The following is a 20,073-nucleotide window of genomic DNA, read 5'->3' as shown; positions in this document are numbered from 1 at the left end:
CGGCGATGAGTTGATAAGACTGAATCTGTAATGGGAGCGCATTATATGTGCATTCCCGCTAACAGTGAATTCAGATGTGTACGAAATCACATTTTTTTCGAATTTGTTAAAGTTTAGTGGATTGCCGCAACACGGGATCTCAATTCGGAATTGTGGCATAATGCCGCGTTTATCACACTTTTCGCAGGAATCTCTCCGTGTTAGTTACCAGCAACGTCACTATGCAGTTTGGCAGTAAGCCGCTGTTCGAAAATATTTCCGTCAAATTTGGCGGCGGCAACCGTTACGGCCTGATTGGTGCCAACGGTAGCGGAAAATCCACCTTTATGAAGATCCTCGGCGGCGATTTAGAGCCGACGCTGGGCAACGTGTCGCTCGATCCGAACGAGCGCATCGGTAAGCTGCGTCAGGATCAGTTCGCCTTCGAAGAGTTTACCGTGCTCGACACCGTGATCATGGGGCACGCGGAGCTGTGGGAAGTGAAGCAGGAGCGCGATCGTATCTACGGTCTCGCCGAAATGAGCGAAGAAGACGGCTATAAAGTGGCCGATCTGGAGACCCAGTACGGCGAGATGGACGGCTACTCCGCGGAAGCGCGTGCGGGCGAACTGCTGCTGGGCGTGGGCATTCCGGTCGAACAGCATTACGGCCCGATGAGCGAAGTCGCGCCAGGCTGGAAGCTGCGCGTGCTGCTGGCCCAGGCGCTGTTCTCTAACCCGGACATCCTGCTGCTTGACGAACCAACGAACAACCTGGACATCGACACCATCCGCTGGCTGGAGCAGACGCTGAACGATCGCGACAGCACCATGATCATCATCTCGCACGACCGTCACTTCCTGAACATGGTTTGTACCCACATGGCGGATCTGGACTACGGCGAGCTGCGCGTCTACCCGGGCAACTACGACGAATACATGACGGCGGCAACCCAGGCGCGTGAACGTCTGCTGGCCGACAACGCCAAGAAGAAAGCGCAGATTGCCGACCTGCAATCCTTCGTCAGCCGCTTTAGCGCCAACGCCTCTAAATCGCGTCAGGCCACCTCGCGCGCCCGTCAGATTGACAAAATCAAGCTGGAAGAAGTTAAAGCCTCCAGCCGTCAAAACCCGTTCATCCGCTTCGAGCAGGACAAGAAACTGTTCCGTAACGCGCTGGAAGTGGAAGCCCTTACCAAAGGCTTCGATGAGGGTCCGCTGTTTAAAAACTTCAACCTGTTGCTGGAAGTGGGCGAGAAGATTGCCATTCTGGGCGCTAACGGCGTGGGTAAATCCACCATGCTGAAAACCCTGGTCGGCGAACTGCAGCCGGACAACGGTACCGTGAAGTGGTCTGAAAACGCGCAGATTGGTTATTACGCGCAGGACCATGAATACGAATTCGAAAACGACCTCACCGTCTTCGACTGGATGAGCCAGTGGAAGCAGGAAGGCGACGACGAGCAGGCGGTGCGCAGCATTCTGGGGCGCCTGCTGTTCAGCCAGGATGACATCAAGAAGCCTGCTAAAGTGCTCTCCGGTGGAGAGAAGGGCCGTATGCTGTTCGGCAAGCTGATGATGGAAAAACCGAACATCCTGGTGATGGACGAACCGACCAACCACCTGGATATGGAATCTATCGAATCGCTGAACATGGCGCTGGAGATGTATCAGGGCACCCTGATCTTCGTTTCCCACGACCGTGAGTTCGTCAGCTCGCTGGCGACCCGCGTGATTGAAATTACGCCAGAGCGCGTGGTGGACTTCACCGGTAACTACGAAGATTATCTGTGCAGCAAAGGTATTGAGAGTTAAAAAAACCGGGTGGCGGCTTCGCCTTACCCGGCCTACGTTCTATCCCCTCTCCCCGTGGGAGAGGGTTAGGGTGAGGGCATCAGGCCGAACTACACCACCCATTCGCCCCCTTCAACCCCATTCACCAGCAGCTTGCGTTTTTCCCCCGCCGGCAACGACACCTTCAGCGCTTTCCACGCCGGGCGATAGTCGCCGCGCGCGTTGACCTTCAGGTTAATGGTTGTCGCGTCGCACACCATTTCCCACTCTACCCACAGCGCGTTGCCGTTCTGGTAGCCCCAGCTTTCACCGTCGTCTTCAAACAGCAGACCGGTGCTGGTGCCGACGCCTTTCACCGGGAACAGCTTCAGCTCGCGGGTATCGTCTTTATCGGCGCTCACGTGCCGGATGCGTTCGCTGAGCGGCAGGCCCGCTCCTGCACGCACCAGCAGCGGCAGCTGCTCCAGCGGCGCGTTGCGGACGATCCACTGTCCGCCGGAGAACCACTCGTGAGTGTAAAAATCGTACCAGCCGGTTTCGTTGTCCGGCAGCCAGAGGCGGCGCTCGCGCTGCCCGGCTTCCACAACGCTTGCCACCAGCAGGTCGCGGCCCAGCAGGAACTCGTCGCACTCTTCGAAGGTCTGCGCATCGTGCTCGTGATCGAGGAAGGTCGGGCGCAGCATCGGCTCGTCGTCGGCGTGCGCCTGCCAGAGCAGGGTGTAGAGATACGGCAGCAGGCGGTAGCGCAGCTCAATCGCGCTGCGGATGGCAGGCGTGACGCCCGGATACATCCACGGCTCGTTCACCGTGCGATCGTCATTCCAGGAATGGATGGTAAAGCGCGGATGCATCACGCCGTTCTGCACCCAGCGCACAAACAGCTCGGCATCGGGTTTATCCCCGGAGAAACCGCCGACGTCATGGCCGACGTTAAACAGCCCGGACAGGCTCATGCCCAGCCCCATGCGGATGTTATAGCGCAGGGTGTCCCAGCTGGTGCGGTTGTCGCCGCTCCAGGTCTGTACGTAGCGCTGCATCCCCGCGCAGCCAGAGCGGGAGATCAGATAAGGACGTTTCTCCGGCGCGAAGCGCTGCTGCGCTTCCAGCGAGGCGCGCATCATCAGCAGGGGCATCACCGGCCGAATGTGCTTGATGGCGATCTCCCTGCCGAAGCCATAGCAGCGCGCTTCTCCGTCCCACACCTCGTACTCGTTATTGTCGTTCCAGGTTGAGTCGATGCCCATCTCCAGCAGCTGCGTGGTCACGCCGTTCTGCCACCACTGCACCGTCTGCGGGTTGGTAAAGTCGAGGTGCGACCCTTCGTCGTCCCAGAAGCTTGAACGTTCCGGTGCATCGGTTTCTGAATCACGAATGAACAGGCCGCGTTCCGCCACTTCACCGTAGCGCGGGTGATCCTGCAGCAGGCACGGCTTGATGTTGGCCGCAAGCCGCAGCCCCGCGTCGTGGAACGCCTGGCTCATTGCCTTCGGCTGCGGCACCTTGTCGTAGTTCCAGTTAAAGACGTAGCGCTTGCCGTTGATGGAGGTATAGCCGGAGGAGAGCTGGAACGAGTCGCACGGAATGGCGTGCTCGTCGCACAGGCGGATGAAGTTCATCAGCTGGTTCTGCGCGTCCGGCGCGTCGGTGTAGTGCATGGTCGAGCCGCTGTAGCCCAGGCTCCATTTCGGCCCGAACAGCGTTTTCCCGGTCAGGCGAACGAAGGCCTTAGTGACGTCCAGCGCGCGGCTGCCGGTAAAGAGGTAGTAATCAATATCGCCCGCTTCCGCCTGCCAGCGGCGGTAGGCGGTGTGGTAGTTGTCGATCTCGTTGCCCAGATCCAGCCAGCAGCTGCTCAGGTTGTCGTAAAACAGGCCGTAGCTCACGTCGTCGCGGCGGGTAAGGGTAAACGGGATGTGCTTGTACAGCGGATCGGTGCTGGCCGCGTTGTAACCCATCGCGTCGAGGTTGCGCATCTCATAGCGTTTGCCGTTGCGCTGTAAATCACCCGCTTTCTCGCCGAGGCCATAGAAACGCTCGTCCTGGCGGCGGCTCAGATAGTGCGCCACGCCGTTGCCGTGGGCGTTCAGCAGGTAGGCGCTGGTCGGACGATCCTGGACCAGCGGCTGCCACTCGCCCGCGTCGTTACGGTAGTGCCACTCGAGCCACAGGGGCTGATGAACGGTTACGCGCAGCTGTTCTGTCGCTACGGTTAACGTGTCGCCCTCCTGCGCCAGCGTCCAGGCAGGGCAGGAGAACCCGCTAATATCGTCACGACGACGGCCTTCCCACGGCACGTCCTGCTCAGGGGCGATGCTCCAGGTACGGTCCAGCGCCAGCTCTCCTTTACGTTTGATCAGCACGCGGAACAGGTTCTCTTCCAGCACGTACAGGCACAGGCGATGCTGATTATCCACCAGCAGTTCCAGATGATTCGCCGACTGTTTATCGACGGTCCAGTTTTTCAGGGTTTTCATATGCAATACATCCACTATCAGGCGCGCTTGGCGCGACGTTCAGCAATAAATGCCACCAGGAAAACAGCGCCAATCAGGTCGAAGAAACCCATGGCGATAAAGAGCGGGTTGAAGCCGATTTTGTCGGCGGTCACGCCGATTAACAGAGAGAACAGGAAGCTGGCGATCCACGCCGCCGAGCCGCGCATGCCGTTGACGGTCGCCATCTGGCCCTTATCAAACGACTCCACGACCAGGGCGCTCAGCATGCAGGAGATGATCTGGTGCCCGAAGCCGCCGATGGAGATCAGCACGATGGTGATATACGGATCGCGGGTCACGGCCACGACCGCCAGGGAAATCATCAGAAATGCCCCGGTTACGGAGCTTGCCACGACCGAGTTAACGCGCGTGCAGCCAAACCAGCGGGTGTAGAGGCGGGTGAGGTAGCCGCTCGCCACGCTGCCGAGATCGGCGGCCATGAACGGCAGCCAGGCGAACATCGCGATCTGCTTCAGGTCCATGCCGTGCTCTTTGGCGAGGTAGAGCGGCACCCAGAAGCTCAGCACCGCCCAGGCCGGTTCCGCCATAAAGGCCGGAATGGCGATACCGTAAAAGCGTTTGTTCTTCGAGACGGTTTTCAGCGCGGTCAGGAACGGCAGTTTTACCGCAGGCGGTTCATTATCCTGCTTGATAAACGCCAGCTCATCGCTGCTGAGGTTCGGGTGCTGCTCCGGGTTGTGGTAGAACGCCCACCAGAGGATCACCCACACCAGCGCCAGCACGCCGGTAAACATAAACGCGCCCTGCCAGCCAAACGACGCGTGGGCAAAGTAGATGATAGGCGGGGCCAGCATCGCGCCGACGGAGAAGCCCACGCCCGCCCAGCCTGCGGCGACGGGGCGCTCTGATTTCGGGAACCATTCACCGATGGTTTTGGCGTTTGCCGGCGTCGCGGCGGCTTCGGAAGCCCCCATAAAGAAGCGCAGAATAGCGAGGTGCAGCCAGCTTCCGGCGCCCGCGTGGAAGATACACATCAGCGCCCAGATCCCGGCGCAGACCATAAAGCCAATCTTCAGGCCAATAACGTCAATCAGCCAGCCGCACAGGGGCTGGAAAATGGTATAGGCAATCTGGAACGCGCCGACGATCCAGGAGTATTGCTCGGTGGTGATCCCAAGGCTCTCCTTCAGCTCCGGAGCGAGAATGCCTAAAGAGTTTCGGGTGATGTAGTTGACGGTCACGCCAAGAAGGAACAGCACCAGCACGTACCAGCGCAGGTTCTTGATGACGCGACGCGTTTTGCTTGTCGCAAGGGTGTTATTGATGTCCTGACTCATTTTCTTCTCCACAAGACGGACGGTAAGGGGACAAAGGTTCAGGCGTCACGCAGCGTCAGGTTTTTGAAAGTTATCGGTTTTAGAGACTTAGGCTGCTATACAACTAGTATGGAAGTTGTGTGACAGGTTCACCTTATGAAAGAAAACGGGCAGGGAATAGTGGATTTTGTGCAAACTTTCTCATAAATGCGGGGCGTTTTTGGGCATTATGGCCTTCAGCTAAGCTATTACCTGATAAACACACTGTGAAAATTTTTTCATTTCACATATGGAGCCAGATCACAAAATGGACAAAAGGCTTAAAATCACCGAAATCGCTGCCCGTACCCAGCTCTCCATCAGCACCGTTTCCCGCGTGCTGGCGGGAAAGGCCAACACCAGCGAAAAAGCGCGCGCAAAGGTGCTGGCGTGCGCGCGGGAGCTTGGGGTGATGGAGGGCATGGCGGCGGGGCGCCTGCTGCTTAACAGCCTGGTGGTATTTGCTCCACAGCGGGCGTTTGACGAGCGGTCCGACATCTTTTACTACCGCGTGATCCAGAGCGTTAGCAAAGGGCTTGCCTCGCACGAGGTTCGGCTGCGCTACTGCGCGCTGGAAGAAAACGACAGCGACGCCCAGCTGTTTCTGGCGCGAATAAACGAGGCGGACACCCAGGCGGCGATCCTCCTCGGCATCGACGATCCGCATATCCACGATCTGGCGGTGGACGTGGGGAAGCCCTGCATGCTGATTAACTGCCGGGACCGGCACATGCGCCTGCCTGCCGTTGCGCCGGATCATCGCGCCATTGGCGAGCGGGCAGCGGATTACCTGTTCGAGATGGGGCACCGCGAGGTGATGAACGTGCTCTGCCTGCGGCGCTACACCATGGAGCAGCGCCTGTCGGGGATCCGCGACGCGTGGAGCGCCCATAACCTGACGTTTAGCGACCGTCGCGATCTGCTGGTGGTATCGAGCTTCAGCGCACGAGAAGCGGAGCAGCGGGTGACCGAGTGGCTTAACCAGCAGAAAGGCAACGATCTGCCCACGGCATTCCTGGTAGGCGGCGATTTTATGGCCGCGGGCACCATCAGCGCCCTGCAAAAGCAGGGCCTGCGCGTGCCGCAGGATGTCTCCGTGATGAGCATCGACGGTTTTAATCTGGCGGCCATTCAGGACGTGCCGCTGACCGCGGTACATGTCCCGCGTGACGAGCTGGGGACGGAAGCGGTATATATGCTTCAGCAGCGGCTGATGCGCCCGGACGCGCCGGTGGGAACGTTGCTGCTTAACGGCACGCTGACGGTGCGGGAGTCGGTACGGCGGATACGTCAGGGGAAACGACGCACCGCCGTTGAGCGGGAAGGGCTGTACGACAGTTAAGCCATGCCCAGCGCGCGCTTGCCGTGGATGTTCAGATCGCTCACGGTAAAGCGGCCCTGCCAGCTCTTTTCATAATCCTCGCGCGGGAAATCTCCCGGCGACGCGCCGGTTTCCAGCGCTTCCTTCACCTTTTTCGCGTAGGCGAGATTCTTCTCGCACATCGGCGCGGCGGGAATGTACATTACGTTGCCCCAGCCCTGCTGGTTCTCAACCGGCGCGACGGAGTGGATCACGTCGCAGTGCCACCAGACGGAATCGCCCGCCTCCAGCGCCGGAATGCTGGTCAGCGCTTCGATGAGCAGCGGATGCCACTTCTCGGATATCGGCAGCACGCGCCCCGGCGCCACGCCGCACAGCTCATCTTCCGGCACGTCGTCCAGCAGCGGTCGCAGCAGAATATAGGCCATCGCTTCCGGGATCGGCACCACGTGCAGCAGCCCCTGGCCGGGGATCATGTCCGACAGCGCCGTCCAGCCCTGGAAGGTGCGGAACACCGAGCATTTAGTGGTGTTATCCACCGTGTACTCTTCCACTTCGGTACGGTGCGCGGCGTTCCACGGATCGTATTTTTCCACGTTGCCGTCAAAGACGCGGGCAAAGACCTGCTGATAGGCCGGCAGCAGCCAGCGCTCCAGCGCGCCGGAATCGGTATGCGCGCCAAGCCCTTTCGATGTGGTTCCCGGCGGACGACGACGGATGCGGTCCGGGTAGATCACGCTCACGTCCGGGTTAAACCACTGCTTGCCGTTGCTCTCGAATGTCCATAAGCGGTTCAGGAACGACTGCACCTGCGCCATCTCTTCGCTCTGGCGCGCCTGCATTTGCGCCTGAGACCAGTAAATGGGGTAAATCTCCGGACGAGAGGCCGTTAAGGTGCCGAAGAAGTTATCTCCCGGACCGTTGTAAACCTCGTCAAACCTGTTGAGGTCGAGGTAATCGAGCATCGACCGATCCCACGCCAGCGCCTGCTCGCGCGGGAAGTGACCTTTGATCACCGCGCAGCCGCGGCGTTTAACGGCCTCGCGCTGAGCGTCGGTGAGGGTGCCGTTTTTCACATCCGCGAATGGGATCACTGGCCAGACGGTTTCGCCTTTGTTCTTAAGGGCGTTGATTTCCGCCACGCGGGTGGCAATTTTATCGCTGAGCTTATTAAACACCGCCTGCACGTCGCCGATCTGCGCGCGTAACTCACGTTTTAACTGACGGATTGCCGCTTTGTGATCCGCCGGCAACGTTTCACTGGTAAAGGTCATAACTGCCTCGCATCTTTCATTCGAAAGTAAAATTGTCTACAAGTGATACTTTAAGTTAAAATTAAGTTAATGCAAGTTTAAAAACTTGACGCAAGCCACAGGACGGAAAAAGAGTGAGAGGCCGGAGCAAGGCTCCGGCGAGGAGAGGATCAGGCGTCGAACGGGGAGTGGTTGTCGAGTACGGCCTGAATGACGTTCAGCGCGCCCTGGTGGTTGTTATTGTCGGTGCTGTAGCGGCTGATTTCTTTGATGCTTTCTGCCGCGTTGCCCATGGCAAAGGAATATTTCACCAGCTTTAGCATCTCGGCATCGTTGCCGCTGTCGCCGATGCCCACGCACTCCTGCGGGGAGACTTTCCAGCGTTTCAGCAGGCGGCTGATGCCGTTGGCTTTGTGCAGGCCGGGGATAATCAAATCGACAAAGCCGAAGCCGCTGGTAACAGGCTTCATGATGCCGTCCAGGGACTCGTGCAGTTTATCGACCAGATTCGGGATATCGCTGTCCGGCAGGTTAAGAGAGAACTTAAACAGCACGTCGTCAATGTCGCGGTAGTCGCCGATACGCTTTAAGCGGTGATAGTGCTTTGACATCAGCGCCACGAACGCGTCCGGCGCCTGGTCGCTGACGTAGGCGCTCTCCAGACCGCAGGCCACAAAATTCAGCCCTTTGTCTTTCAGCAGTTCGCCAAACACGATCTGCGACTCATGGCGGGTCAGCTCGCCGTGGAAAATTTGTTCACCATGATCGAAAACCAGCGCGCCGTTTTCCGCCACGAAGGAGATCTGGTTTTTCAGCTCCGGGAAAAAGGAGATGAGCTGGTAATACTGGTTGCCGCTGGCAACGACAAACTCAATGTTGCGGGCTTTAAGCTGTTCAAACTGTGCCTGGAAGCGGTCACGATCGTACTGCTTGGCATCATCAAGGAAAGTTCCGTCCATATCGGTGACGATAACTTTTACGGTCATACTGTGCTCCTGGGTCACTGCGTTTTGAAACATTCTAATAACAAGGTGACGGGGAGCACAAATTTAATTTCATTCGAAAGTAAAAGCAAAGCGGCAACCGACGTTGCCGCTTTAGTCTTTTTTCCCTTCTCCCTGTAGGAGAGGGGATGCTTCGTTACAGCGTATGCTCGGTACGGGCGATAATATCGTCCTGCGCATCCGGGGAAAGGGCGGTAAAGAACGCCGAGTAGCCCGCCACGCGCACCACCAGATCGCGGTACTGGTCAGGGTGTTTCTTCGCTTCCAGCAGCGTTTCACGCGAGACGATGTTGTACTGAATATGCCAGCCTTTGTGCACCTCAAAGAAGGTACGCAGCAGCACCATCAGCTTCTGGCGGTCGCTGTCGTTTTCCAGCGTCGACGGGTTCAGCTTCTGGTTAAGCAGCACGCCGCCCAGGATCGCCCCGGTAGGCAGCTTACCCACGGAGCCGATAACCGCCGTCGGGCCGAGATGGTCCGTACCGGAAGCCGGGCTTGCCCCTTCCGCCAGCGGGGTGTGCGCTTTACGTCCGTCCGGCGTCGCCATCGTCGCTGCGCCAAACGGCACGTTTGCGGAGATGGATGACGTGCCCGCGTAGTAGTTACCGCCGGTCGGACCACGGCCGTAGCGCGGGTTGTGATACTGCTTCAGCTCCTCAATGTAGGTCTGATAAGCGCGGGTCAGCAGCATGTCCACGCCGTCGTCATCGTTACCGTACTTCGGCGCGCCGTTAATCAGGCGCTGGCGCAGCTGCTCGTGGGTCAGCCCCTCGAAGTCGTCCGCCAGCGCCGCCGCCAGCTGCTGCTGGCCGATGACGCCCTGCTCAAATACCAGTTTCTTCACCGCCGCCAGGCTGTTGCCGAGGTTGGCGATCCCCACCTGCAGGCCGGACACCCAGTCATACTTCGCGCCGCCCTGCTTGATGCTTTTCGCGCGTTCGATGCAGTCATCCACCAGCGCCGAGCAGAGAATGTCGTGGACGTTCTCTTCCAGCATGGTGTCCACCACGTACTCAATCTCGATGGATTTGCGGGTGTAGTAGCGGATCTGGGTATCCCAGGCCGCCATGACTTCATCGAAGTTGACGAAGTTACCGGCAGAGAGGGCTTTCTCCTGCGGCAGGAATACCTTGCCGCTGGTGGCGTCGCGGCCGCCTTCCAGCGCCGCCAGCATGACGCGGGCGAAGTTGATAAAGCTCATGCCGGTGCAGCGGTAGCCCCACTTGCCGCCGACTGCGGTTTCGATGCAGCCGATGGCCGCGTAGTCGTAGGCGTCGTCTCGTTCAACGCCGAGCTTGATGAATTCCGGGATCACGATTTCATCGTTATTGAACGCCGGCATGCCGAAGCCGCAGCGGATCACCTGCACGCAGGCATCGAGGAAATCGCTGCTCATACCCGCGTGGTAACGCACGCTCAGGTTCGGCTGGGTGGAGCGCAGGCGACCGCAGGATTCCAGAATCGCGTAAGAGAGCGGGTTAACCGCGTCCATCGGCTCACCGTTGACCAGCTTCTGGCCGCCGATGGTGACGTTCTGATACAGCGGGCTGCCCGCCGAGGCTTTAGAGTGCGAGCCGGAGCGGATCTTGTTCACTTCCAGCAGCTTCAGCCAGCAGCTGTGCAGCAGCTCGATGGCGTGCTCGCGATCCAGGCTCTGGTCCAGCTCCACGTCGCGGCGGTAGTACGGATAAAGGTACTGATCCATGCGGGCAAACGACACGGAGTGGCCGTTGGATTCAATTTGCAGGATCAGCTGAATGAAGTAGCACAGCTGCAGCGCCTGCCAGAAGGTTTTTGGCGGCTGGTGGGCAATGATGTCGCAGTTTTCCGCAATGGCCAGCAGCTCGTCGCGGCGGCTTTCGCGGGTTTCGCCGGCGGCCATTTCGCGCGCCAGGGCCGCGAAACGTTCGATATGCAGGCTAACCGCGTCCAGCACGATATCAATCGCCTTCAGGAACTGATCACCGTGCAGGTCTTCCAGCACCGTCAGGTTGATGCGCGAGCGGCGCTCGGCCACCTTCGCGCGCAGGCCGTCGAGCCCTTTTTCCAGCAGCAGCGGGAAGTTCACCGCCAGGTGCGCGTCGCCGGAGGTCATGTTGCCTTCAGCCTTGATGATGCCGGTCTCCAGCAGGCTTTTCTGCTCGTCGGTGAACATGCCGTAGCAGCGATCCTGCACCGTCTGGCCGCGCCACCACGGGCAGATCTCATGCAGAACGCGCTTGTTCTCTTCGCTTACCGCAAAGCCCGCCCCCGGACGGTCCGCCAGATCGTCAATCTCTTTCTCAATCCAGGAAACGGTGTATTCCGGGAAGATCGGTGCGGCGCGGACTTCGCTTGCCTGGTTACCGACGATCAGCTCGTCGTGTTTGATCCAGATGGTACGCTCGGCCAGGTGGTGCGCCAGCGCCAGCGCGCGGCGTACCGGAATCGGCTTGTCCAGATGCTGCTGATACATTTCGGTGTAGTGCCGGGCGCGCTCGGTGCAGACCGGCGGCTTGACGATATGCACCAGCGCCATTTTGTGCGCCTTGATGCGCTCGCTGAGGGTGTTGAGATTCAGGGTTGTCATAGTGTTATCCTCGTAAGGTCGCGGTTAACCCTTTCTGGCAGGCGTACTGCTGTGCGAAGTCCAGCAGGGCAGGGTTATCCAGCGGTTTGTCAGGGGCAGAGTAGGGTTGGCCGAGCAGGGTGTATTTGTTCATGCCCAGCGTGTGATACGGCAGAAAGTGAATGTCGTGAACGCCGAGTTCGTCGGCGGCGAAGTTGGTAATGGCGGTAACAGAGGCTTCATCGGCGTTAAAGCCCTGGATCAGCGGCACGCGGATGGTGATTTTTTTCCCGGCAGCGGCCAGGCGTTTCAGGTTGTCCAGGATGCGTTTTGCCGAGCCGTCCGTCCACTGCTTGAAAACCTCACCGTCGACGTGCTTCAGGTCGGCGAGGAACAGATCGACGTACGGTAAAGAGGGCTCGATATAGCGCCACGGCACGTGAAGACAGGTTTCGACGGCGGTGTGGATACCCTGCTCGTGGCTGGCTTTGAACAGGGCACGCGCCATTTCGGGGTTCATAAACGGTTCGCCGCCGGAGAGGGTGATCCCGCCGCCGCTGCGGTCGTAGAAGGACTTATCGCGCAGGACCGTTGCCATAATCTCTTCAACCCGCTTCTCTTCACCGCAGACGGTGAGCGCCTGGGTCGGGCAGCAGTCGGTAAGGGCATCGAGCGTGGCGTCGTCAAGCTTCTCCCGATGGATGACCAGCCCGTTCAGCGTGCGGTCGATACAGCCTTGCGCCACCTGCTGGCACAGGTCACAGCCCTCCAGGCACAGACGCGCGTCAAACAGCACGTCCCGCGTGCGGGCGCGGCTTTCCGGGTTCTGGCACCAGCGACAGCCCAGCGAGCAGCCTTTCAGGAATACCACGGTACGAATACCCGGGCCGTCGTGGGTGGAGTAACGCTGTATATTGAAGATCATATTCTCGCCCTCTAATTACATATGAAGATTAAATTACTTTCGAATGAAAGTTATCTTGATATGGGTCAACTCCTGAGCAGGTTTTGTCGTGATAGGGTAAGTGCAGGCTAATTTTGAGGGTGACATCATGGAACTTTATCTCGACACATCTGACGTTGCGGCAGTCAAAAAGCTGGCGCGTATCTTCCCGCTGGCGGGCGTGACCACGAACCCGAGCATTGTGGCGGCGGGTAAAATTCCTCTGGAAGAGCTGCTGCCGGCGCTGCACGACGCGCTGGGCGGCAAAGGCCGCCTGTTCGCGCAGGTGATGGCGACCACCGCCGAAGGGATGGTAGAAGACGCCCGCAAGCTGCGCGCGATTATTAACGATCTGGTGGTAAAAGTGCCCGTGACCGCTGAAGGGCTGGCGGCGATCAAAATGCTGAAGGCAGAAGGGATCCCGACGCTGGGCACGGCGGTATACGGCGCTGCCCAGGGGATGCTGTCCGCGCTGGCGGGAGCAGACTATGTCGCGCCTTACGTTAACCGCGTGGACGCGCAGGGCGGAGACGGGATCCAGACCGTTGTGGAATTACAGCAGCTGCTGACGCTGCATGCCCCGCAGTCAAAGGTGCTGGCGGCGAGCTTCAAAACCCCGCGTCAGGCGCTGGACTGCCTGCTGGCAGGGTGCGAGTCCATCACGCTGCCGCTGGACGTGGCGCAGCAGTTTATTACCTCTCCGGCTGTGGATGCGGCGATTGTGAAGTTTGAGCAGGACTGGCAGGGGGCATTTGGACGGACGTCGATCTGACGGGGGCGGCCTGATGCCCTCACCCCAACCCTCTCCCACAGGGAGAGGGAGCAAACACTAAAACGGCAACCTGAAGGTTGCCGTTTGCTTTAACCTCCGCACACCTCGCACCCCGGATTACGCATCAGCTTCATCTCGCGGAACTGGCAGGTCATTGCGTCATACATCACGATTTTCCCCGCCGCAGGCGTGCCGTAGTGCGCCAGCACCTTAATCGCTTCCATCGCCTGCAGCGAACCAATCACGCCGACTAGCGGCGCCATCACGCCCGCCTCAACGCAGGTCAGCGCATTTTCACCAAACAGACGGCTCAGGCAGCGGTAGCACGGTTCGCCTTCAGCATAGGTGAAGACGCTAATCTGTCCTTCCATGCGGATTGCCGCGCCGGACACCAGCGGCGTTTTGTGGGTAAAACAGCCGGTGTTTAGCTGGTTGCGAACGGCGACGTTGTCGGTGCAATCCAGCACCAGATCGTGCTGCGCAATCTGCGCAAACAGCGCCTCGTCATCCAGCTGGGCATCAATCAGGGTGAGCTGAACGTCAGGGTTAATGCGCGCCAGCGACACCCCGGCGGACTCTACTTTCGGCTGGCCAACGGTCGCGTCGCTGTGCAGCGTCTGACGCTGCAGGTTAGACACCGACACGGTATCGAAATCCAGCAGCGTCATGCTGCCCACGCCCGCCGCGGCGAGGTATTGTGCGGCAGCGCAGCCCAGCCCGCCGAGACCAACAACCAGCACGCGGGCAGACTTGAGCGCTTCCTGGCCCTCGAAATCAAACCCGCGCAGCACAATCTGGCGGTTGTAACGCATCATCTCCTGGTCGCTCAGCTCCACCGCCATATCAGCCTCCGAACAGGTGGTTAAAGCATTCCACTTCGACCCATTCGCCCGCCTCTACGTGGCCGCGCTCGCGCTCCAGCACGATAAAACAGTTACCCTGGCTGAAGGAGCTGAAGATGTGCGAGCCCTGATGCCCGGTGGTGCTCACCTCCAGCTCGCCGTCGGCGTTGCGCGTCAGGATGCCGCGCTGGAAGTCGAGACGACCCGGGGATTTTTTCAGGCGCGTTGCCGCACGCGCGCGCTGGCGTACCGGCAGCGGGCTGGCCTTGTTGCCGGAAAGCCGCGTCAGCAGCGGAATGACCAGCTGGTAGAAGGTCAGCGCGGCAGAGACCGGGTTACCCGGCAGGCCGCAGAACCAGCTGTGCGGAAGCTTGCCAAACGCGAACGGTTTGCCCGGCTTAATCGCCAGCTTCCAGAAGGCGATTTCGCCCAGCTCTTCAAGCAGGGTTTTGGTGTAGTCCGCTTCGCCAACCGATACGCCGCCGGAGCTAATCACCACGTCGGCAGACGCGTCAGCCTCGATGAACGCCGCGCGCAGTTTTTCCGGATCGTCAGGAATGATGCCCAGGTTAATCACCTCGCAGCCCAGCTGCTCCAGCATCAGGTGAACCGCCAGACGGTTGGTGTCATAAATCTGCCCCTCGTTCAGCGGCTGGCCCGGCAGCTGTAGCTCGTCTCCCGTGGAGAACACCGCCACGCGCACTTTGCGAACCACGTCGATCTCCGCGATGCCAAGCGACGCCAGGACCGGCAGTTCGGCGACGGTCAATTTTTGCCCGGCGGCAAAGACCGTCGCGCCGAGGGTAATGTCCTCCCCGGTGCGGCGGATATTCTGTCCCGCTTTGACGCTGGCGGTAAAGCGCACGCAGTCGTCCGTTTGTTCGGTCTCTTCCTGCATCACCACCGCTTCGCAGCCCTTTGGCACCGGCGCGCCGGTCATGATGCGCACGCAGGTGCCCCCAGGCCATTCACCGCTGAACGGCTGCCCGGCAAACGATTTACCCGCCACGGGCAGCGGCGCACCCGGTTGCAGATCTGCCAGACGCACGGCGTAGCCGTCCATCGCCGCGTTATCGAACCCCGGCACGTTCATCGGCGAGACGATATCGCGCGCGGCAATACGGCCAAAACAGCGCACAAGGGGCAGCGTTTCAACGTCGTGCAGTGGAGTAATGCGGTCAAGCATCTGCGAGAGTGCCGTCTCAAGCGGCATCAGTCCGGCGGTAAAATCCATGGTGGGCTCCTGCGGAGTAACAACGAAAGCGCCCATTATGGCAGAAAAGTGCGGCTAACTGTATGACCCGATGGGTGTACGCTTTACATCACAGTTGCGTCTTTCTATATTCAAAAATCATCTGAAGTTTCATCGACGATAATGATATTTATAGAAAAAGCAGCCAGCCAGGCTGATGGGTGATGCGAAATGAGTAAAGCGGTTATCGCAATTCATGGCGGTGCCGGGGCAATCACCCGTGCACAGCTCAGTCCCGAGCAGGAAAAGCGTTATATAGATGCGCTGAACGCTATTGTGGAAACCGGCCAGCGGATGCTGGAAGCGGGCGAAAGCGCGCTGGACGTGGTGACCGAGGCGGTGCGGCTGCTGGAGGAGTGCCCGCTGTTTAATGCCGGGATTGGCTCGGTCTTTACGCGGGATGAAACGCACGAGCTGGATGCCTGCGTGATGGACGGCGTCACCCTGAAAGCGGGGGCGGTGGCAGGCGTCAGCCGCCTGCGTAACCCCGTACTTGCCGCGCGCCTGGTGATGGAGCAAAGCCCGCACGTGCTGCTGACGGGCGCGGGGGCGGAGCAATTTGCCGTCGAACGCGGAATGGACGCGGTCTCGCCCGATCTTTTTTCCACCGAGGAGCGTTACCGCCAGCTGCTGGAGGCCCGTACCGCGGGGATGACGCAGCTTGATCATTCCGCGCCGCTGGATGAACGCAGCAAAATGGGCACGGTAGGCGCGGTGGCGCTGGATAAAGCCGGTAACCTCGCTGCCGCAACGTCAACGGGCGGTATGACCAACAAGCTGCCGGGACGGGTGGGCGACAGCCCGCTGCCGGGCGCAGGATGCTACGCCAATAACGCCACGGCTGCAGTGTCGTGCACCGGCACCGGCGAGGTGTTTATTCGGGCGCTGGCGGCGTACGACATCACCGCGCTGATGGATTACGGCGGTTTAAGCCTGAGCGAGGCCTGCGAGCGGGTGGTGATGGAAAAGCTGCCGGCGCTGGGCGGCGAAGGTGGCCTGATTGCGGTGGATCGCGAAGGAAACGTAGCCCTGCCGTTCAACAGCGAAGGGATGTACCGGGCGTGGGGGTATGCCGGCGATGCGCCCAGCACAGGAATTTATCGTGAATAAGGGGGCGCCGCGTGCCGCACAGTGAAGAGCTGGACAGCCGGGAAGTGTTGGCTGTTCATCAGCTGAATATTGCCTTTCAGGAAGAGCGGCAGTTTATCCCGGCGGTTCAGGACCTGTCGTTTTCGCTCAACCGTGGCGAAACGCTGGCGATAGTCGGCGAGTCCGGTTCGGGTAAATCCGTGACCGCGCTGGCGCTGATGCGTCTGCTTGAGCAGACGGGCGGGCGGGTCACCAGCGAACAGATCCTGCTCCGCCGCAGGAACCGCCAGGTTATCGACCTCAACGAGCTCAGCGCGTCGCAGATGCAGGGCGTGCGCGGGGCGGATATCGCCATGATTTTCCAGGAGCCGATGACCTCCCTGAACCCGGTCTTTCCGGTGGGGGAGCAGATTGCCGAGTCTATTCGCCTGCACCAGGGGCTGAACGGCGATGAGGCCCTCAACGAAGCCAGGCGAATGCTGGAGCTGGTGCGTATTCCCGAGGCGCACGCGATTTTGTCCCGCTATCCGCATCAGCTGTCTGGCGGTATGCGCCAGCGGGTAATGATTGCGATGGCGCTGTCGTGCCGTCCGGCGGTACTGATTGCCGACGAACCGACGACGGCGCTGGACGTGACCATTCAGGCCCAGATCCTGCAGCTGATAAAGGTGCTGCAACAGGAGATGGAGATGGGGGTGATCTTTATCACCCACGACATGGGCGTGGTCGCGGATATTGCCGATCGGGTGCTGGTCATGCATCAGGGCCATGCCGTGGAAACCGGCACGGTTGAGCAGATATTTCATGCGCCTGTTCATCCTTATACCAAAGCGCTGCTGGCGGCGGTCCCGCGCCTGGGCGCCATGAACGGCAGCGATTTTCCGCGCCGCTTTCCGCTGATTTCCCCGAGCCAGCAGGCGCAGCAGGAAGATGAAACCGTGCAGGATACGGTGGTACCCGGCAGGCCGATTCTCGAAGTGCGCGACCTGGTGACCCGCTTCCCGCTGCGAAGCGGGATCCTGAATCGCGTGAAGCGCGAAGTGCACGCGGTCGAGAACGTCAGCTTTGATCTCTGGCCGGGCGAAACGCTGGCGCTGGTGGGGGAGTCCGGCTGCGGTAAATCCACCACCGGTCGGGCGCTGCTCAGGCTGGTGGAGTCGCAGGAGGGGAGCATCACCTTCAACGGCGAGCGTATCGATACGCTTCCCAACAGCAAGCTGCAGGCGGTGCGCCGGGATATTCAGTTTATTTTCCAGGATCCTTACGCGTCGCTCGATCCGCGCCATACGGTGGGGTACTCGATCATGGAGCCGCTGCGGGTGCATAACCTGCTCGACGGCGAGGCCGCCCAGCGCCGCGTCGCGTGGCTGCTGGAGCGCGTGGGCCTGAAGCCGGAGCATGCCTGGCGTTATCCGCACGAATTTTCTGGCGGGCAGCGGCAGCGCATCTGCATCGCGCGCGCGCTGGCGCTGAACCCGAAGGTGGTGATCGCCGACGAGTCCGTTTCGGCGCTGGACGTCTCTATCCGCGCGCAAATCATTAACCTGCTGCTCGACCTGCAGCGGGATATGGGCATTGCGTTTCTGTTCATCTCCCACGATATGGCGGTAGTGGAGCGTATCAGCCATCGCGTGGCGGTGATGTACATGGGCCAGATTGTTGAAATCGGCCCGCGTCGGGCGGTGTTTGAAAACCCGCAGCACCCGTACACCCGCAAGCTGATGTCCGCCGTACCGGTTGCCGATCCGGAGCATCGACACGCCCAGCGCGTGCTGCTGCAGGACGACATGCCGAGCAATATTCGTAAACGGGGCGAAACCCTGGAGCGCGTGGCGCTGCGTGAGGTCGGTCCCGGTCATTTTGTCGCACCACCGCGTCAGGACAATGCATTCTCGCGGTTATAACCTACAACAGGCAGGAGAACACAATGGTTCCTTTTGTTGCTCGTAAATGGCTGCTGGCCGCGAGCGTGACGGCCGCGCTGGCCGCCGCCCCCGCGTTCGCTGCTAAAGACGTGGTGGTGGCAGTGGGGTCAAACTTCACGACGCTGGATCCGTACGATGCGAACGACACCCTTTCACAGGCGGTGGCGAAATCGTTCTATCAGGGGCTGTTTGGCCTGGACAGAGAGATGAAGCTGAAAAACGTGCTGGCGGAAGGGTACACCGTTTCGGACGACGGGCTGGTTTATACCGTTAAGCTCCGTACCGGCGTGAAGTTCCAGGACGGCACCGACTTCAACGCCGGGGCGGTTAAGATTAACCTCGACCGTGCCAGCAATCCGGAAAACGGCCTTAAGCGCTACAACCTGTATAAAAATATTGCCCGTACCGAGGTGGTCGATCCGGCGACGGTGAAGATCGTTCTGAAAGAGCCGTTCTCGGCGTTTATCAATATTCTGGCGCATCCGGCGACGGCCATGATTTCGCCCGCCGCCCTGAAAAAATACGGCAAAGAGATTGGCTTCCACCCGGTGGGAACCGGGCCGTACGAGCTGCTCACCTGGAACCAGACCGATTTTGTGAAGGTGAAAAAGTTCGCCGGATACTGGCAGCAGGGGCTGCCGAAGCTGGATTCCATCACCTGGCGCCCGGTCGTGGACAACAATACCCGCGCGGCGATGCTGCAAACCGGCGAAGCGCAGTTTGCCTTCCCGATCCCGTACGAGCAGGCGGCGCTGCTGGCGAAAAACAGCAGGCTGGAGCTGGTGGCCAGTCCGTCGATTATGCAGCGCTACATCAGCATGAACGTTACGCAAAAACCGTTTGATAATCCGAAGGTGCGGGAAGCCATTAACTACGCCATTAACCGTCAGGCGCTGGTGAAGGTTGCCTTTGCGGGCTACGCCACTCCGGCGACGGGCGTGATGCCGCCGACCATCGAATACGCCCAGAGCTATCAGCCGTGGCCGTACGATCCGGCAAAAGCGCGGGAGCTGCTGAAAGAGGCGGGCTATCCAGACGGTTTCAGCACCACGCTGTGGTCGTCGCATAATCACAGTACCGCTCAGAAGGTGCTGCAGTTCACACAGCAGCAGCTGGCGCAGGTGGGCATCAAAGCGCGGGTCACGGCGATGGATGCCGGGCAGCGCGCGGCAGAGGTGGAAGGCAAAGGGCAGAAAGAGAGCAACGTGCGGATGTTCTATACCGGCTGGACCGCTTCAACCGGTGAAGCGGACTGGTCGCTGTCGCCGCTGTTTGCTTCCCAGAACTGGCCGCCAACGCTGTTCAACACCGCGTTCTACAGCAATCCGCAGGTGGATAAGGATCTGGCCGCGGCCCTGAAAACCACCAAACCGGAAGAGAAAGCGCGCCTGTACAAGGAGGCGCAGGACATCATCTGGAAAGAGTCGCCGTGGGTGCCGCTGGTGGTGGAAAAGCTGGTGTCGGCCCATAACAAAGCGCTGACCGGCTTTTACATCATGCCGGATACCGGCTTTAGCTTTGACGACGCGGATCTAAAATAA

General features: G+C 59.9%; 14 protein-coding genes. 6 read left to right on the top strand and 8 right to left on the bottom strand.

Features of this window, described 5'->3' with window-relative positions; translation table 11 throughout:
• Positions 1 to 197 precede the first annotated feature (197 nt).
• The gene (locus HWQ14_RS20305) at positions 198 to 1,793 is read left to right on the top strand and encodes an ABC-F family ATPase (RefSeq protein WP_176610808.1); all 1,596 of its coding nucleotides are present in this window, start codon (positions 198 to 200) and stop codon (positions 1,791 to 1,793) included.
• 89 nt (positions 1,794 to 1,882) lie between these two features.
• Here HWQ14_RS20305 and HWQ14_RS20300 read toward each other — a convergent pair whose 3' ends face one another.
• Both HWQ14_RS20300 and HWQ14_RS20295 read right to left on the bottom strand, forming a co-directional pair.
• Positions 1,883 to 4,246 (bottom strand): glycoside hydrolase family 31 protein, encoded by a 2,364-nt coding sequence (locus HWQ14_RS20300; protein ID WP_176610807.1) that lies wholly within the window; start codon positions 4,244 to 4,246, stop codon positions 1,883 to 1,885.
• Positions 4,247 to 4,263: 17 nt separating this feature from the next.
• Positions 4,264 to 5,565: an MFS transporter gene (locus tag HWQ14_RS20295; RefSeq protein ID WP_176610806.1), complete on the bottom strand. Its 1,302-nt coding sequence runs from the start codon at positions 5,563 to 5,565 to the stop codon at positions 4,264 to 4,266.
• Between the two features lie 286 nt (positions 5,566 to 5,851).
• On the opposite strand from HWQ14_RS20295, the gene HWQ14_RS20290 reads away from it, so the two are divergent.
• Positions 5,852 to 6,925 carry a LacI family DNA-binding transcriptional regulator gene (locus HWQ14_RS20290; protein WP_176610805.1) on the top strand — a complete coding sequence of 358 codons (1,074 nt, stop codon included), beginning with the start codon at positions 5,852 to 5,854 and terminating at the stop codon, positions 6,923 to 6,925.
• Here the strand turns inward: HWQ14_RS20290 and HWQ14_RS20285 are convergent.
• From HWQ14_RS20285 to HWQ14_RS20270, 4 genes are all read right to left on the bottom strand, one after another.
• Complete coding sequence (locus tag HWQ14_RS20285; protein WP_148418680.1) at positions 6,922 to 8,178, bottom strand: DUF1479 domain-containing protein; 1,257 nt, start codon at positions 8,176 to 8,178, stop codon at positions 6,922 to 6,924. The two genes, HWQ14_RS20290 and HWQ14_RS20285, sit on opposite strands and share 4 nt — an antisense overlap.
• 149 nt (positions 8,179 to 8,327) lie before the next feature.
• Positions 8,328 to 9,143, bottom strand: a complete 816-nt coding sequence (locus tag HWQ14_RS20280) for a Cof-type HAD-IIB family hydrolase (RefSeq protein WP_176610804.1) — start codon at positions 9,141 to 9,143, stop codon at positions 8,328 to 8,330.
• A gap of 154 nt (positions 9,144 to 9,297) precedes the next feature.
• Entirely contained in the window at positions 9,298 to 11,730 is a 2,433-nt protein-coding gene (locus tag HWQ14_RS20275; RefSeq protein WP_176610803.1) for a formate C-acetyltransferase/glycerol dehydratase family glycyl radical enzyme, read from the bottom strand.
• Between the two features lie 4 nt (positions 11,731 to 11,734).
• On the bottom strand, positions 11,735 to 12,634 hold the full coding sequence (locus tag HWQ14_RS20270; RefSeq protein WP_176610802.1) for a glycyl-radical enzyme activating protein: 900 nt from the start codon (positions 12,632 to 12,634) through the stop codon (positions 11,735 to 11,737).
• Between the two features lie 127 nt (positions 12,635 to 12,761).
• Between HWQ14_RS20270 and fsa the strand changes: the two genes are divergently transcribed.
• Positions 12,762 to 13,424 carry a fructose-6-phosphate aldolase gene (fsa, locus tag HWQ14_RS20265; RefSeq protein WP_176610801.1) on the top strand — a complete coding sequence of 221 codons (663 nt, stop codon included), beginning with the start codon at positions 12,762 to 12,764 and terminating at the stop codon, positions 13,422 to 13,424.
• A gap of 89 nt (positions 13,425 to 13,513) precedes the next feature.
• Here fsa and moeB read toward each other — a convergent pair whose 3' ends face one another.
• Positions 13,514 to 14,266, bottom strand: coding sequence for a molybdopterin-synthase adenylyltransferase MoeB (moeB, locus tag HWQ14_RS20260; RefSeq protein WP_176610800.1), 753 nt, complete (start codon positions 14,264 to 14,266; stop codon positions 13,514 to 13,516).
• 1 nt (position 14,267) lies between these two features.
• Positions 14,268 to 15,500 carry a molybdopterin molybdotransferase MoeA gene (gene moeA / locus HWQ14_RS20255; protein WP_176610799.1) on the bottom strand — a complete coding sequence of 411 codons (1,233 nt, stop codon included), beginning with the start codon at positions 15,498 to 15,500 and terminating at the stop codon, positions 14,268 to 14,270.
• A gap of 189 nt (positions 15,501 to 15,689) precedes the next feature.
• Between moeA and iaaA the strand changes: the two genes are divergently transcribed.
• The 3 genes from iaaA to gsiB are packed head-to-tail and all read left to right on the top strand — an operon-like array spanning position 15,690 to position 20,073.
• A complete protein-coding gene (iaaA, locus tag HWQ14_RS20250; protein WP_148418687.1) occupies positions 15,690 to 16,628 on the top strand; it encodes a beta-aspartyl-peptidase in 939 nt (312 codons plus the stop codon).
• An 11-nt stretch (positions 16,629 to 16,639) separates the two neighbouring features.
• On the top strand, positions 16,640 to 18,511 hold the full coding sequence (gene gsiA, locus HWQ14_RS20245) for a glutathione ABC transporter ATP-binding protein GsiA (RefSeq protein WP_176610798.1): 1,872 nt from the start codon (positions 16,640 to 16,642) through the stop codon (positions 18,509 to 18,511).
• Between the two features lie 23 nt (positions 18,512 to 18,534).
• Complete coding sequence (gene gsiB, locus HWQ14_RS20240; RefSeq protein ID WP_176610797.1) at positions 18,535 to 20,073, top strand: glutathione ABC transporter substrate-binding protein GsiB; 1,539 nt, start codon at positions 18,535 to 18,537, stop codon at positions 20,071 to 20,073.

This window comes from Enterobacter cloacae (assembly GCF_013375935.1).
GTDB classification, from domain to species: Bacteria; Pseudomonadota; Gammaproteobacteria; order Enterobacterales; family Enterobacteriaceae; genus Enterobacter; species Enterobacter pasteurii.
Note: the sequence above shows the minus strand (reverse complement) of the source record. Positions and strands in the feature narration are given on the sequence as shown.